15 protein-coding genes are annotated in these 15,656 nt (G+C 35.9%); 12 read left to right on the top strand and 3 right to left on the bottom strand.

Features of this window, described 5'->3' with window-relative positions; genetic code table 11:
• The first annotated feature begins 34 nt into the window (after window positions 1–34).
• From CN326_RS15545 to CN326_RS15515, 7 genes are all read left to right on the top strand, one after another.
• Window positions 35–1,243 carry a branched-chain amino acid ABC transporter substrate-binding protein gene (locus CN326_RS15545; protein ID WP_098309907.1) on the top strand — a complete coding sequence of 403 codons (1,209 nt, stop codon included), beginning with the start codon at window positions 35–37 and terminating at the stop codon, window positions 1,241–1,243.
• A gap of 67 nt (window positions 1,244–1,310) precedes the next feature.
• The gene (locus CN326_RS15540) at window positions 1,311–2,297 is read left to right on the top strand and encodes a branched-chain amino acid ABC transporter permease (protein WP_098309906.1); all 987 of its coding nucleotides are present in this window, start codon (window positions 1,311–1,313) and stop codon (window positions 2,295–2,297) included.
• 9 nt (window positions 2,298–2,306) lie between these two features.
• Window positions 2,307–3,590 (top strand): branched-chain amino acid ABC transporter permease, encoded by a 1,284-nt coding sequence (locus CN326_RS15535; RefSeq protein ID WP_098309905.1) that lies wholly within the window; start codon window positions 2,307–2,309, stop codon window positions 3,588–3,590.
• Between the two features lie 10 nt (window positions 3,591–3,600).
• Entirely contained in the window at window positions 3,601–4,377 is a 777-nt protein-coding gene (locus CN326_RS15530) for an ABC transporter ATP-binding protein (protein ID WP_098309904.1), read from the top strand.
• Window positions 4,378–4,490: 113 nt separating this feature from the next.
• The gene (locus CN326_RS15525) at window positions 4,491–5,192 is read left to right on the top strand and encodes an ABC transporter ATP-binding protein (RefSeq protein ID WP_098309933.1); all 702 of its coding nucleotides are present in this window, start codon (window positions 4,491–4,493) and stop codon (window positions 5,190–5,192) included.
• 160 nt (window positions 5,193–5,352) lie between these two features.
• Window positions 5,353–6,381 (top strand): oxidoreductase, encoded by a 1,029-nt coding sequence (locus CN326_RS15520; protein ID WP_098309903.1) that lies wholly within the window; start codon window positions 5,353–5,355, stop codon window positions 6,379–6,381.
• Window positions 6,382–6,575: 194 nt separating this feature from the next.
• The gene (locus CN326_RS15515; protein ID WP_098309932.1) at window positions 6,576–7,715 is read left to right on the top strand and encodes a branched-chain amino acid ABC transporter substrate-binding protein; all 1,140 of its coding nucleotides are present in this window, start codon (window positions 6,576–6,578) and stop codon (window positions 7,713–7,715) included.
• 31 nt (window positions 7,716–7,746) lie between these two features.
• Here CN326_RS15515 and CN326_RS15510 read toward each other — a convergent pair whose 3' ends face one another.
• A complete protein-coding gene (locus CN326_RS15510; RefSeq protein WP_098309902.1) occupies window positions 7,747–8,337 on the bottom strand; it encodes a TetR/AcrR family transcriptional regulator in 591 nt (196 codons plus the stop codon).
• Between the two features lie 161 nt (window positions 8,338–8,498).
• Between CN326_RS15510 and CN326_RS15505 the strand changes: the two genes are divergently transcribed.
• Entirely contained in the window at window positions 8,499–9,389 is an 891-nt protein-coding gene (locus CN326_RS15505) for an ABC transporter ATP-binding protein (protein WP_098309901.1), read from the top strand.
• Complete coding sequence (locus tag CN326_RS15500) at window positions 9,386–10,192, top strand: ABC transporter permease subunit (RefSeq protein WP_098309900.1); 807 nt, start codon at window positions 9,386–9,388, stop codon at window positions 10,190–10,192. The genes CN326_RS15505 and CN326_RS15500 overlap by 4 nt, the downstream gene beginning before the upstream one ends.
• Before the next feature lie 434 nt (window positions 10,193–10,626).
• Here CN326_RS15500 and CN326_RS15495 read toward each other — a convergent pair whose 3' ends face one another.
• Window positions 10,627–11,115 (bottom strand): DinB family protein, encoded by a 489-nt coding sequence (locus CN326_RS15495; protein ID WP_098309899.1) that lies wholly within the window; start codon window positions 11,113–11,115, stop codon window positions 10,627–10,629.
• Between the two features lie 784 nt (window positions 11,116–11,899).
• Here CN326_RS15495 and CN326_RS15490 point away from each other — a divergent pair.
• Both CN326_RS15490 and CN326_RS15485 read left to right on the top strand, forming a co-directional pair.
• Entirely contained in the window at window positions 11,900–13,606 is a 1,707-nt protein-coding gene (locus CN326_RS15490; protein WP_098309898.1) for a peptide ABC transporter substrate-binding protein, read from the top strand.
• A gap of 226 nt (window positions 13,607–13,832) precedes the next feature.
• A complete protein-coding gene (locus tag CN326_RS15485) occupies window positions 13,833–14,552 on the top strand; it encodes a class I SAM-dependent methyltransferase (protein WP_098309897.1) in 720 nt (239 codons plus the stop codon).
• A gap of 140 nt (window positions 14,553–14,692) precedes the next feature.
• Here CN326_RS15485 and CN326_RS24680 read toward each other — a convergent pair whose 3' ends face one another.
• Window positions 14,693–15,106 (bottom strand): hypothetical protein, encoded by a 414-nt coding sequence (locus CN326_RS24680; protein ID WP_098309896.1) that lies wholly within the window; start codon window positions 15,104–15,106, stop codon window positions 14,693–14,695.
• Window positions 15,107–15,283: 177 nt separating this feature from the next.
• Here CN326_RS24680 and CN326_RS15475 point away from each other — a divergent pair, with 177 nt between their 5' ends.
• Window positions 15,284–15,619: a hypothetical protein gene (locus CN326_RS15475; protein WP_098309895.1), complete on the top strand. Its 336-nt coding sequence runs from the start codon at window positions 15,284–15,286 to the stop codon at window positions 15,617–15,619.
• Window positions 15,620–15,656: the final 37 nt, after the last annotated feature.

The raw sequence follows: 15,656 nt of genomic DNA, 5'->3' as shown, positions 1-15,656 counted from the left end.
AATATTTAGAAAAAACTAAAATGGGGGTATATGGGTGATAAAAAAGAAAAATTTTGCTTTTGTTCTTTCTGCAGTGTGTATGTTTGGCTTATTAACAGGATGCAGTGATAAAACAAATGGTAATGCTGATACAGCAAGTACGGGAGGTGGGGGTGGAAAGGTAATAAAAATTGCGACTCAATCACCGCTCTCTGGTGGTTCTGCAACGCAAGGGGAAGCAATTAAACTTGGTGCACAACTGAAAATAGAAGAACAAAAAGAAGAGTTTAAAAAATTAGGATATGAACTAAAATTTGTGCCATATGATGATCAAGCTGATCCGAAAAAAGGTGTTGCGAACGCACAGATTATTGGTGCGGATAAAGAAATACTTGGTGTCGTTGGACATATGAATTCAGGAGTTGCAATTCCATCTTCTGAAGTGTATGAGAAAAACAATGTTGTTATGGTATCACCTACAAATACTGCTATTGAAGTAACGGATCGTAATTTGAAAGTAGTAAATCGTATATGTACAAGAGATGATTTTCAAGGCCCTGCCGGGGCAGAGTTTGCGTTGAAAACACTGAAGGCAAAAAACGTTTTTATTATTGATGATAAAACAGCTTATGGAACAGGTTTAGCTAAAGCATTTAAAACAGAAGTTGAAAAATTAGGTGGAACAATTGCAGGTTATGAATCTATTACGGTCGGAGAAAAAGATTTTAACGGTGTGTTAAATAAAGTACTCGCGAAAAAACCTGATTTAATTTACTTTGGTGGTCTATATGCAGAAGGTGGACTGTTAGTGAAGCAAGCACGTGAAAAAGGCCTTACAATCCCGTTTATGGGCGGTGATGGTATGGATTCAGCAACGATGGTAGAAATTGCAGGTAACTATATTGAGAACACGTATTACACTTCTATCGCTGCTGACCCGAAAACAACGGAAAAAGGAAAGAAATTTGCGGATGATTATAAGAGTAAATTTAATAAAGAGGTAGAAGGATATTCGGCTTATGGGTATGATGCTGCGGGTGTACTCCTGCAAGGAGTGAAAGATGCGATTAAAGCAAATAACAACAAAATGCCAACTCGAGAACAAGTACGCGATACTGTTCGGAAAACAAATAATTTTGAAGGAGCGGTAACAAACGTAGGGTTTGATGGCAAGGGGGATAATAAATTTGCAAAAGTATATATTTATAAATTTGCAGAGCAAAAATATCCAGGAAGACAAGAAGGCGAAGTAGAGAAAAAGTAAGGTGATATGGGTACGGTGCTTATGTTCCGTACCTTTTTTAGAGAAAAATAAAAAGGGAGGAATTTCTATGTTCGGTGAAATCATGCATACACTTCCTCAAGTGCTAATTGACGGATTAACACTTGGTGCAGTGTACGCAGTTGTTGCGTTAGGATATACGATGGTATATGGGATATTAGAACTTATCAATTTTGCTCATGGAGAAATTTTTATGACTGGTGCTTTTATTGGCACAACAATTTTTCTTGTTTTTATGGGATTTGGTTGGATGACGGTTATGCCTGCTCTGCTAGCATTGTTACTTGTTTTAGTCGCAACATCTCTTATAACGGGTTTTCTTGGGATGGGGATTGAAAGGGTTGCGTATCGACCGCTTCGAAAAGCACCAAAACTTATTACGTTAATCACAGCAATTGGTGTTTCTTTTCTGCTGCAAGATATCGTTCGTTTTATTGCTGAATTAAAAAAAGGAAATTACATTATAACAGGTCCTACTTTATTCAATGATCAAATTACAGTACAGACTTCAGCGATTATGTCTTCTTTTAATAATGCTCAACTTAAAACATCTTCACTTATTCTACTCGTTCTTGCAGTTATTATGATGCTCTCTTTAGACTTTTTCATTAATAAAACAAAGTGGGGAATGGCGATGCGTGCTGTTGCGCAAGATCGTGATACTGCTTCATTAATGTCAGTAAATGTGAATAAAGTGATTTCCCTTACGTTTTTTATTGGTTCCGCACTTGGCGGAGCAACAGGTGTACTGTTTGCTGTGCAATATGGAACAATAGATCCGTACATTGGCTTTATTTTAGGGTTAAAAGCTTTTACAGCAGCTGTTTTAGGGGGAATTGGTAATATTCGAGGTGCAATGGTTGGCGGTATATTGCTTGGACTTCTAGAAATGTTCGCGGCTGCAAATTTATCCATTTTATCTTCAGGAATATTGGGAGCGGAATATAAGGATGTATTTGCCTTTGGAATTTTAATTCTCGTTTTAATTTTTAAACCAGAAGGCATTTTCGGCAAAGCAGTTGCCGAGAAAGTGTAGGTGATCATAATGACAAAATGGTTAGAAATGATAAGGAAAAATACGAAGCTGCAACTTATATTATTAGTCCTTTATATTGGTATAACGGCTGCAAGTTTATATTTTGCACAAAAGTCAGTAACGGCATTTTTACTATTATTATTGTCTCTTTTATTATTGTATTACACAAATTTGCACGGTAAATGGAAATGGTTGATAGGGTTATTTGTATTAGTCATATTGCTTCCATTCACAGCAAGCGGCGGGCCAGCCTATCAGTCTTATATGGAAGTAGCGACATTAGTTGGGATTTATATAGCAATGGCGCTAGGATTAAATATTGTTGTCGGCTTTGCGGGATTGCTAGATTTAGGATTTGTCGCTTTTTTTGCAATAGGAGCTTACACATACGGTATTTTTGCAACAGCTCAAGCAAATAACTTTATGCCATTTGGTCAATATCCATTGTCAGGAGAAAGCTTTTGGATTTTTATTTTACTAGGCGGTTTTATTGCAGCAGTATTTGGAGTTTTACTCGGTATCCCGGTTTTACGTGTGAAAGGCGATTATTTAGCAATTGTGACACTTGGATTTGGAGAGATTATTCGTATTATTTTTAATAATTTAGATAAACCAATCAATATTACAAACGGTGCAATGGGTTTATCTTCTGTAAAGCCACCTTCTTTATTTGGGTTTACATTTTTGCAATCGAGTCAAGTGTATTATATTGTGCTCGGTATTTTACTACTCGTGATTTTTATTGTAAAACGACTAGAGTTTTCGAAAATAGGCCGTTCTTGGAAGGCAGTTCGTGAAAATGAAATTGCCGCTCAAGCGATGGGAATTCCGCTTGTGAAAACAAAGCTGCTAGCGTTTGCAATTGGTGCGTCATTTTCTGGAATGATGGGTGTTGTCTTTGCAGCAAAACAAACTTTCGTCGATCCAACAAGTTTTACGTTACTAGAGTCGATTACGATTCTTGTTATGGTATTACTTGGTGGTATGGGGAGTGTACCAGGAGTTATTTTAGGCGCAGCAGTTATGACGATTTTAAATTTACAAGTACTTACTGAAGTAACAAACTGGCTAAATCAATTGAACTTAAGTGGAACGATTGCGATCCCAGATGCACTTTCTCCAGCAAAGATGCAGCGCTTCATCTTTGGGGGAATTTTAATCTTATTTGCTTTGTATCGCCCGCAAGGACTCATACCTGCAAAAAATCGGAAATTTAATGAAGAGCAGCTGAAAAAAGGTAGGACAGAACAAATCGAATCGCAAACACAAAAAGAGAACGTATTTGGAGCCTAGGGGTGAGAATATGACGATTTTAACAGTTCAAAATATTACAAAACGGTTTGACGGGCTTGTTGCAGTGAAAAGTGTTGATATGAAAGTAAAAAAAGGATCGATTACAGCTGTAATTGGACCGAACGGAGCAGGGAAAACGACGTTCTTTAATATGGTAACAGGCGTGTATAAGCCCGATGAAGGGGACATTCTACTTGGTGAAAAAAAGATAACTGGTTTGAAGCCGCATGATATTTCAAAGCATGGTATTGCTCGTACGTTTCAAAATATTCGTCTTTTTAACAATATGACGGTACTTGAAAATGTGATGGTAGGGCTTCACAATCATTTGAAAAGTAATCTTTTGGGAATTTTGTTACATTTTCCAGGAGTAAAGAGAGAAGAAGAACAAGCGCAGCAAAAAGCGTATGAGCTTTTAGAATATGTTGGGTTAGATCATTTGTTAAATGAAGAAGCGCAAAATTTATCGTACGGTGCACAGCGGCGCCTTGAAATTGCTAGGGCGCTCGCGGCAAAACCGCAAGTCTTATTATTGGATGAGCCAGCAGCTGGGATGAATCCAAAGGAAACGAAGGAGTTAACAGCACTTATTTATCGTATGCGTGAAGAGCTGGACGTAACAATTGTATTAATTGAACACGATATGAAACTTGTCATGGAGATATCTGAGCATATCATTGTGCTAGATCATGGTGAAAAAATTGCAGAAGGAAGACCGGAAGATATTCGTAACAATCCAAAAGTTATTGAAGCGTATTTAGGGAAAAGCGCAGTGTTAGAGAAGTAATGCGGGATAAAGTGAAACTTCCATCAGTGGGGGCCTTACTGCCCGTTAATGCGGGACAAAGCAAAGAGCATGCTACAAAATCGCTTGAAAAAAATAAAAAGGAGGGAAGTATTTTGCTAGAGCTTACAAATATTAATACGTATTATGGTGGCATTCACGCGTTAAAAGGAATTAATATTTCTGTAGGAAAAGGCGAAATTGTAACGCTTATTGGATGCAACGGAGCTGGAAAATCAACGACATTAAAGACGATTAGTGGTCTTGTTATACCGAAGTCAGGAGAAATTTCATTTGAGGGGAAACAAATTACGAAACAATCCCCGCACGTAACAGCTTTATCTGGAATCGCTCATGTACCAGAGGGGAGACGTATTTTTTCACGTCTAACAGTAAAAGAGAACCTAGAGATGGGAGCATTTTCAGTAAAGGATAAAAGAATAGTGAAGGAACGGATGGAGCGTACCTTTCACTATTTTCCAAAGTTAAAAGAACGGCTAGAACAAAAGGGCGGTACGATGAGTGGTGGTGAACAGCAAATGCTTGCAATTGGACGTGCGCTCATGAGCCAGCCTCACATACTTATGTTAGATGAACCTTCAATGGGACTAGCGCCAATTATTGTTGAGCAAATCTTTGAAATTATTTCAGAGCTTAATAAAGAAGGAATGACGATTCTACTTGTTGAACAAAATGCGTATCAAGCGTTGCAAATTGCACATCGTGGATATGTGATTCAGACAGGGGAAATTAAAATGGTAGGAGAAGGAAAATCATTGATGCATAATGAATTTGTGAAAGAAGCGTATTTAGCATAATATGAGGGCTACCCTAAGTAGGGTGGCTCTTTGTCATGTTAATCTATGTTACCGTTATTACTAAAGCGTAATTTGTAAAAAAGCAAAATATTATGTAGAAAAAAGATAAGTTGATATAATAAAAGTTCATCATATTCCATACATAATTGGGAGGGGTTTTATGAACAAAATAGGTGTTGGTATTGTAGGTTACGGTTTTTCTAGTACAACCTTCCATATTCCATTGCTACAAACAATTGAAGACTACGAAATTCGTGCGGTTGTTTCTTCACAAGAAGAGAAAGTAAAAGCATCATTTCCACATGTAGAAGTTGTGACAACAATCGATGAGCTTGTTATGCAAGAGAGCATAGATCTTATCATTATTACATCTCCTAATACAACGCACTTTGAATATGTAAAAAAGGCAATTCTTCACGGTAAACATGTTGTTGTTGAAAAACCTTTTGTTGTTACTGTTGAAGAAGGGGAAGAGTTAATAGCACTAGCGAAGCAGTATGGTATTGTGTTAAGTGTATATCATAACCGCCGCTTGGATAACGATTTCAGAACGATTCAAAAACTATTACAAGATGATAAAATTGGTAAAGTTTATACGTATGAAGCTCATTTTGATAGATTTCGTCCGCATGTTCGCGATCGTTGGCGTGAACATAAATTACCAGGATCAGGGATGTTATTTGATTTAGGCTCACATCTTATTGATCAAGCGTTACATCTATTTGGTATGCCGGAAGCAGTTTATGCAGATGTTATCAATCAGCGCCCAGGGTCGCAAATAGATGATTATTTTCATATTATTCTTCATTATGAAGAAATGCGTGTTATTCTTCATAGCAGTAGTCACGTTAAATATGCAGGTCCTCATTTTAGCATTCACGGTGAAAAAGGCTCGATTGTTAAATATGGAATGGATTCCCAAGAGGAGCAATTAAAGACTGGAAAGAAACCTGGTGATGTAGGCTATGGAGAAGATGCTATGCATATGTATGCTATTCTTTCTACAGAGGAACAAGAAATTCGTGTTCCAACAGAAATAGGGTGTTATGAGAACTATTATAAAGGTGTCCGAGATGCGATAATGAAACAAGAAATGCCACCTGTTACTGCTGAGGAAGCCCTAAATGTGATTCGTGTTATTACAGCTTGTTTACAAAGTAGTCAGCAAGGAATGATAGTGAAATGGTAGAGTCAGTGCATGCGCTGACTCTTTTTGTATGTTAGCAAATCATGTCGGAATTTTACGAGAAAACGCTAACGATTTTTATTGTACAACCTTTATGTATAGATTAATATTTTAAATATTAGAAATATTATAAATTTAGGGGGAGTACTGTGAAGAAAAAGATATCGCTTTTGTTATCAGGTGTTTTATTAGCGGGAATGATGGCGGGATGTAATGCGAATTCAGCTTCTACTAAAACTGAAACAAAGGAAAGTAAAGTAATTAAAATTGCTTCTGAATCCCCTCTTTCTGGTGGATCAGCTGCTTTTGGAGAAGCCATTAAGCTTGGAACGCAGCTTGCAGTAGATAAACAAAAAGAAGAGTTTAAAAAACTAGGTTTTGAATTGCAATTTGTTCCGCAAGATGATCAGGGTGACCCGAAAAAAGGGGTTGCTAATGCTCAGTCTGTCGCAGCTGATAAAGAAGTATTGGGCGTTGTAGGACATTTAATGTCAGGTGTATCTATTGCCGCTTCTGAAACATATGAGAAAGCAAATCTTGTTATGGTATCGCCATCGAGTACGGCAGTTGAATTAACAGAACGTGGATTAAAGACTGTTGCACGCCTTGTTGCAAGAGATGATTTCCAAGGTCCGGCGGCAGCGAAATATGCGCTTGAAACAGTAAAGGCAAAAAATATTTTTGTAATTCAAGATAAAACAGCTTACGGTACAGGGTTAGCTGATGCATTTAAAAAAGAAGCAGAAAAGCTAGGAGCAAAAATTGTCGGTTATGAAGGGATTACAGTTGGTGAGAAAGATTTTAGTGGTGTGTTAAACCAAGTTGTCGCGAAAAAGCCAGATCTTGTTTATTTTGGTGGTATGTATTCAGAAGGCTCCGTTTTAGTAAAACAAGCACGTGAAAAAGGGGTTACAGCACCAATTATGGGTGGTGACGGTATCGATTCTCCAACAATGGCAGAAGTTGCAAAAGATGGATTAAAAGATACGTATTATACAACAGTAGCGACAGCACCAACGGTAACAGAGAAAGGGAAAGCATTTGTGACAGAATATAAAGAGAAGTTCAAAAAAGATGTGGAGGCATACTCTGCATATGGATATGATTCAGCTGGTGTTATTTTACAAGGAATTAAAGATGCCATTAAGAAAAATGATGGTAAATATCCAACGCGTGAACAAGTACGCGATGCAGTTCGTACTATAAAAGAATATGATGGCGTTATTACGAAAGTAGCTTTCGATGATAAAGGTGATAACAAATTTGCAAAAGTTTATATTTATAAGTATGAGGGTGCGAAATATCCAGGAAGACAAGACGGAGAAGTAAGCAAATAATGAAAAAAAACCCGGCAGAGGCCGGGTTTTTTTAGTTTGGATTAGAAAGTCCATAGAAAAACATTGTGAGGATTTCTTTTGTTTGTTGTTCACGATTTTCACCAACTAAGTGTGCAACGAATTGATCACTCATTTTAGAAAACGTATTGATATATAACAAAATCATATCTTTTGAAAGATTGGGGTTAATTTCTTTTTTCTGTTGTGCTTCTTCTATAAAGTGAAGAAAAAGGGGAAGCGCTTTATCTTTTTGATATGTAAATAGAAAATTACGCAATTCTTCATCTGTTTGCATTGCTTGTTCAATCATTTCAGGATGTAAACGGTTCACACTTTGTAATTTTCGAGTCATAATACGATGTATTTTTTCTTGAAAAGATAAGTCGCTCGTTAACAGTTCTTCATAATAATGAACCTCTTGAATGGTAAACTCTTGAATGAGTTCGCGAAATAAAGCATCTTTACTTCCGAAATGATTATATATTGTAACTTGTGAAACGCTTGCTTGTTTTGCAATATCTTCTATTTTTACATCTTTAAATCCGAATTTAGAAAACAGTTCTAGTGCAGCGGCTTTAATAGCCTGCTTTTTCTTCTCTTTCACCTTTTCAAAACCGTTCATATGAATCACCTCCACTTAAATATACAAGATGATAAGAAAGGAAACAATATTTTTGAAATATAGGCTTTATAAAATTTCAAAAAATGTTGATTCTCTTATAACAGAGGAGTATAATATTTTTGAAATATGGTATATAAAATATTTCAAAAAGAGGTGATCTTATGTTAATTGTTCAAAACGTCACGAAACAATTTTCAAACGGAAAAGGCTTGTTCGATGTTTCATTTCAAGTAAAAGAAGGGGAAGTATTTGGTTATTTAGGACCAAACGGAGCAGGAAAATCAACAACAATTCGTAATTTAATGGGATTTATACAACCTACTTCTGGAACAGCGACGATGTTTGGATTGGATTGCTGGAAGGATGCGGCTGATATTCAAAAAAGGGTTGGATATTTACCAGGAGAGATTTCTTTTATAGAAGGAATGAATGGATTGGGATTTTTGCAACTTATGCAAGGAATGCGTGGTATGAAAAGTAATGGCCGACGTGATGAATTAATTGAGCGCTTTCAGTTTGATGTGAAAACACCCATTCGAAAAATGTCTAAAGGAATGAAGCAAAAAGTAGGGATTGTAGCAGCCTTTATGCACGATCCAGAAGTGCTCATTTTAGATGAACCAACTTCAGGTTTAGATCCGCTTATGCAGCAGTTATTTGTTGATCTTATATTAGAAGAAAAACAAAGAGGAAAAACAATTTTTATGTCGTCTCATATTTTTACAGAAATTGAACGGACATGCGATCGTGTAGGGATTATTAAAGACGGAAAGTTACTTACAGTAGAAAATATTCATGATTTGAGAGCAAAACAACGGCAAGTTCTTGATGTGACAGTATCTTCACAAGAACAATTGCAAGCATTAAAGAAAACGACACTACAAATTGATAGTGTGCAAGGAAATACAGCTTCGATTATTGTGCAGGGAAACTATAATGAACTTCTTCAAACATTAGCGCAACATGATGTAATTGGTTTTCAGATGAGAACAATGGATTTAGAAAATATCTTTATGCATTACTATGATGAGGAAGGAGCAGATCGGTTATGAGTAAAGCGTTATTTGTTGCTAGTTTAAAAGCAAATGCCAAAATGATTTTGAACTATGCTATTGGTTCAGTTCTTTATTTATGGTTACTAATTTGGATCTTTCCATCATTCTCATCTGTAAAGGGATTAGATGAAATACTGAAAGCTATGCCTCAAGGGGTATTAAAAGCAGTGGGATTTGAAAAAGGGATTGAACAATTGAATGATTTTTTAGCTGGAGAATATTATGGTTTAATCTTTGTATTATTGTTGATGATATATAGTATTTTAGCATCAACACAATTAGTTGCTCATCTAGTTGATAGAGGATCAATGGCTTATTTATTATCTACATCTGTTTCGCGTACAAAGGTAATTTTGACACAAGCATCTGTCTTAATCATAGGGCTATTTACGATTGTTATAGCTACTTATCTTGGCGGTTTAGTCGGGGCAGAATGGCTAATTGAAAAAGTATCTCTTGATAAAGTATTATTTTTTAAACTCAATCTTCTTGGTGGACTTGTATTTCTTGTTATTTGTGCATATTCATTTTTCTTTTCCTGTTTATTTGATGATGAAAAGAAAGCGTTAAGTATTTCTACAGGTATAACAGTATTGTTTTATGGATTTGATATGTTAGGGAAGTTGAGCGAGAAATTGGAATGGATGAGAAATTTATCTATATTTAGCTTGTATCGCCCGCAGGAAATTGTTGATGGAACCTATAATATATGGCCGACAAGTATTGGTTTACTTATAGCAGCTATTATTCTTTTTATAATTTCTGTTATTGTTTTTAAGAGAAGAGATTTGCCTTTATGATGATCTAATAAAAAGAAGAGGTGAATTGGCTTTTTTAGGTAGACAGTAAAAAGAGTTTATCTGATGTGGTGGACTGGTATTATCCCTTTTAGGTGAATATTATGAAACAGCAATTAAGAAACCTTACCGCTTTATTTAACGTATTTCAGAAAGAAGTCCCCATCTTCAAGCACGTAACAGGCAGTAGCCTAGCGGTAAGGTGGGGATGAATTTCGGTTAGGTACAGCCTAACTCATTTGTAAAAACAACCAATTGTTATTATGGTAGATACATTCTAATTCCAATATCTTCACTTCAGATTCGCTGGGAGGGACGAATGAATTCGCTCTCTGTTGTACCACAAACAAAAAAGGCTGCTTAAAAACAGCCTCACATATGTTGGTACCATGCTTTTTACTTTCTGTTTTCAACAAACGGCACCAAACGTATTCTCCCTAATCACTAGTTCCTAATACATCTGTGTTTGGAGGTTCATACCCCATCTGACGTATCATGGCTGAAATCTGTCCCTTGTGATGGAATTCGTGAGTGATTGCATGCGTTATCAATTTACCAGGTGTAATTGATAACGTTTCTCCTTCTTCTCTCCAAGGGATCTCCCTCTGAATCGGCTCATCCATGTGATGGGCAAGTACTTCAAATACCTCATTTACAAGAGAATCTATATGTTCAAAGCGTACTTTTATTTCGTTCAAACTGAGTTGTTGCAGGTCTTCCTTTGAAGTGAGCGGTTTCTTCGTTTTTAATAAAACAAATGAGCCAAGCCAAGCGTTATAACAGTCTGCTATGTGTACCATTGTATCTCGCACGCTTTGCCAACCGAACCCCATTTGGCGACTAAAGTCATTTGGTTCTAGTTCTTTACAAAAGTCAAGAAGTACGGATCGAGTCTGCTTGACCCATTCATATTCGTTTTTATGCATTACATACGCTCCTTTATTTGGTGTTTAAAAAACTTATTCCATACTTAATGTCCTAATCCTTCTTCTAACTATCCTGCTTCGTTTGTTCAATAAGAAAAATCAATAATGTTCTTTAACAAAGCCAAAATTTTAATAAAGAAAATGAAAAGATGCAGTAACAGTTAATGGCGATGGATTTTCCACACTGGAAGTTATTTTGTAAAAAGGATTAGCGTTTTTGTTTAGTATCGATCGCTTTATCCCGTAAAAGCCCGATTGGTTCAACTAACCATCAGTGGGGGATGAAGAAAACCTCCACTGATGGAAGTTTCACTTTATATTAGAAGTCCGTAATTATATAGTGTAAGAAATAATAAGAGTGTTGCTATTGTTACGAAGAGTAAAAATAAAATTGTCAGACAAAACATGAGAAAGTTTTGCTGGAAATACAAGAGAATAAAATGAAAGAATCATAAAGAGGATATGTATAAGAATGCAATATATTGTAAATCATTGTTTTATATGTTTTTTTAAAAAAATAGTAATAAATAGTAATAAATAAAAGGATTTAAGCATCCATACAGTAAGGGGATGCCTTTTTTCTTGAGTTATTTTACAGAATGATTATAAATATTACTGTAATAAAATAATTTTTTTAATTTTTTTAATAATACCACTTTACAAAATCAAAAAAATTAGTAGAATATTAATTAATAGAAATTTTCTGATAACTATATAGAAACATAAAGTTATCAAAAAAGTTTCTCACAAGTAGTATCGTACATAAAATTAGGGAGGGTACAAAATGAAAAAGATTAAAAAAATCTCAGCTGTAGTAGCGCCAGTGTTAGCAATGAGCGTGGCTTTAACAGCATGTTCGGGATCAGGGGACAAAAAAGCAAGCACAGAGCCAAAAAATGAAGAGAAAAAAACAGAAGGTAAGTTAGCATCAAAACAGGTGTTAAACTTACTAGAAACGCAAGAAATTCCGTCTATGGACTCTTCTAAAGCAACAGATGCAGTGTCTTTCCTTGCTTTAAATAACGTAATGGAAGGATTATATCGTCTGGATAAAGACCAAAAACCAACTCCAGGTATGGCGGAATCGTATAAAAAGAGCGATGATGGCAAAACATATACGTTTAAGCTTCGCAAAGATGCGAAATGGTCAAATGGTGATCCTGTAACAGCGAAAGATTTCGTATTTGCATGGCAACGTTTATTAGATCCAAAAACAGCTGCTGAATACGCATTTATTATGTATGATGTGAAAAATGCACAGGCAATCAACGAAGGCAAAGCACCAGTTGATTCTTTAGGTGTAAAAGCTGTTGATGACAATACATTAGAAGTGCAATTAGACAACCCAGTGCCATATTTCCTTGAATTAACAACATTCGGTTCTTTCTATCCGTTAAATGAAAAGGTTGTAAAAGAAAAAGGCGATAAATACGGTTTAGAAGCAGAGAACTTAGTATACAACGGTCCATTTGCTATGACAGAATGGAAACATGAACAAGGTTGGAAGCTGAAGAAAAATGATCAATATTGGGACAAGAGCACAGTTAAGTTAGAAGAAATCAACTTTAACGTTGTAAAAGAATTATCTACTCGTGTTAACTTATATGAAAGCGGCGAAGCTGATCGCGTTGCTTTAAGTGCTGAATATGTTGATAAATATAAATCGAAGAAAGATGAATTTGGAAGCTATTTAGAGCCATCTACATTCTTCTTACGATTAAACGAAAAACGTCTGAAACAACAAGACACGCCGCTTAAAAATGAGAAACTTCGTCAAGCAATCGCAAAAGCATACGATAAGAAAGCGTTGGCGAACGTAATCTTAAATGATGGTTCTAAACCAGCTGATTATCTTGTACCAGCTGACTTCGTAAAAGGTCCAGATGATAAAGATTTCCGTACAATTAATGGAAATGTAAAATCTGTATCATATGATACGAAAGAAGCGAAAAAACTTTGGGATGAAGCGAAGAAAGAGTTAGGTAAAGACGAAATCACACTTGAATTATTAAACTACGATACTGATAATGCGAAGAAAATTGGTGAGTACTTAAAAGAGCAATTAGAGAAAAACTTACCAGGCTTAAAAATTAACTTGAAAAACCAACCATTTAAGCAAAAACTAAAACTAGAAACAGATCAAGACTTTGATATCTCTTACGCTGGTTGGGGTCCTGACTATGCAGATCCAATGACATACATCGATATGTTTGAAACAACAAACTCTCATAACCAAATGAGTTACTCAAATAAAGAGTATGATGACATTGTTAAAAAAGGTAAAACAGATTTATTAACACAAGAGAAAACTCGTTGGGAACAACTTGCGAAAGCTGAGAAGATGTTACTTGATGATGCTGCAATTGCACCGCTGTACCAACGTGGAACTTCTTATTTACAACGTCCAACTGTACACAACATTGTTAAGCATAATGTTGGTGGTGATTTCAGCTACAAGTGGACATATATCACTGAAAAAGAAGATAAATAATTATTTAAAAAGAGGATGCGGTAACGTATCCTCTTTCTCTATGTGCACATTTTGAAGTGTAATGAATACATATGCAGTACTACAATAAATAAAAACATTCATTAATGAATGTTGTCATTTATGATAGTCAATCCGACTAATTAAGTTTTTCCGGGCAGAAATCTTCTATCTATATCCTTTGTTTTTCTGAATATGCCCGTTAAATGTGAGATAGAAGGAGATGTATATGAAACAATATTCTTATTTAGATTTCCTAGCAGCGTTTGGTATTGGCAGTGCACATCCAGGAGGTTTTACGTTAACAAAGCAATTATTAGCACAGCTTTCATTAGACCAGCATACAAAATTATTAGAGATTGGTTGTGGAACAGGCAGGACAGCCTCCTATATTGCGAAACAGTATGGCTCTGCTGTAAGTGCAGTTGAAATAAATGAAACGATGATTGAAAAAGCAAAAAAAAGATGGTATAAGGATGGAGTAAATATTGAGCTCATTGCAGGGAGTGTAGAGGCACTACCGTGTCGTGATGAAATGTTTCATATTGTATTAGGAGAATCCGTTCTTGCGTTTACAAATAAAAGGAAAGCGATAGATGAATGTTACCGTGTATTACAATGTGGCGGGACGCTGCTTGTTATTGAATTGGTAATTGAGCAACATTTACCAGTACATGAGGAAAAAAATATAGTAACTTTATATGGAATGGAACAACTGTTAACAGCACAAGAATGGGTTATACTCTTTAAACAAGCAAATTTTAAAACAGTACGTGTACTTGGAGGCGGAACCATTGCAACAACGATTTCTGCACATGTAGAAGAGCCAGAGTGGGATATATCAGATTTTATTTCACAAGATTTGTATAATGCATGGATTGCGCATGAACATATTTTACATCAATACAAGCATATATTAGGGCACCGGATTTTTATTTGTCAAAAATAAAGTGGAATTTTGATTAATGGTGAACTTCATTCTCCGTAAAAGCCCGATTGGGCGGGCTTTCCATCAGTGGTGGATGAAGAACCCTCCACTGATGGAAGTTTCATTTTATTAAAAAAAGCCAACAATATGTTGGCTTTTCTTTAAATGAAAAATAAAGCAGCTAATGAAATACCGAAAATAAATCCAAGACCAAGTTCAACGGCTCCAAATCCACCAAACCCACCAAACCCACCAAACCCACATCTACATTCATCAAATCCACATCTACCACATCTACGAGATCTACCAGATCTACGAGATCTACCAGATCTACAGTCATCAAATCCAAATCCACAATGGTTACATTCACCTAAACCACCGCAGAAATCACAGCCGAAGCTACCACCAAAGCCAAACCCGTGGTCAAATCGTTTGCGATGAACGGGTTCAATCCATACTGATTCATCTGTTAGATCAACAATTCTTCCAATATGGATATTGCCTTTATAATCTTCAATACGTACGACTCGCCCATAATAACGCCGACATGTATGAAAATGTTTATGAGAACTCATATAATTTTGCCCCTTTCTCTTTCCAATATTACGATATGATAAAGGGACAAGAGCGGCTTGTACGTTTGTCTATTCCATCATAATTGCAGTGAAAAACGGGAATGATAAGGAAAGATTGTTTTCTAGTAATGAAAAATGTTACTCCCTGTTAGAGTGAGATAAAAAGGAGAGAAAAAAATGAGTCATTTAGATACATTTCAAACGTATGAAGTGTCATGGAATGCATTAACGGATGCACTTCGAAAAGAGATGACACGTCAAGTAGGAGCTGATATTATTGATACCATTGTCTGTGATTTACAAGATGGCTTTGAAGTGTATACATATATACAAGGAGATCTTGCGTTTGAATATAAGGAAGCACTTGAACGAAAATATGGCACAGATAGCAAATTTCCTAACATATTAACAGTATTACTATTGGCGGATATCTACAATGTAAAAGAAAGTAACATTCGTCTTCATGCTGATCACAAAGAAAATCCAGTTGTAGAAGTATACGTAAAACAATGAGAGTGCTTGTAGATTGCACTCTCATCTTTGTTATAAT

Origin of the sequence: Bacillus sp. AFS018417 (assembly GCF_002560985.1) — a bacterium.
Lineage (GTDB): Bacteria > Bacillota > Bacilli > Bacillales > Bacillaceae_G > Bacillus_A > Bacillus_A rhizoplanae.
Note: the sequence above shows the minus strand (reverse complement) of the source record. Positions and strands in the feature narration are given on the sequence as shown.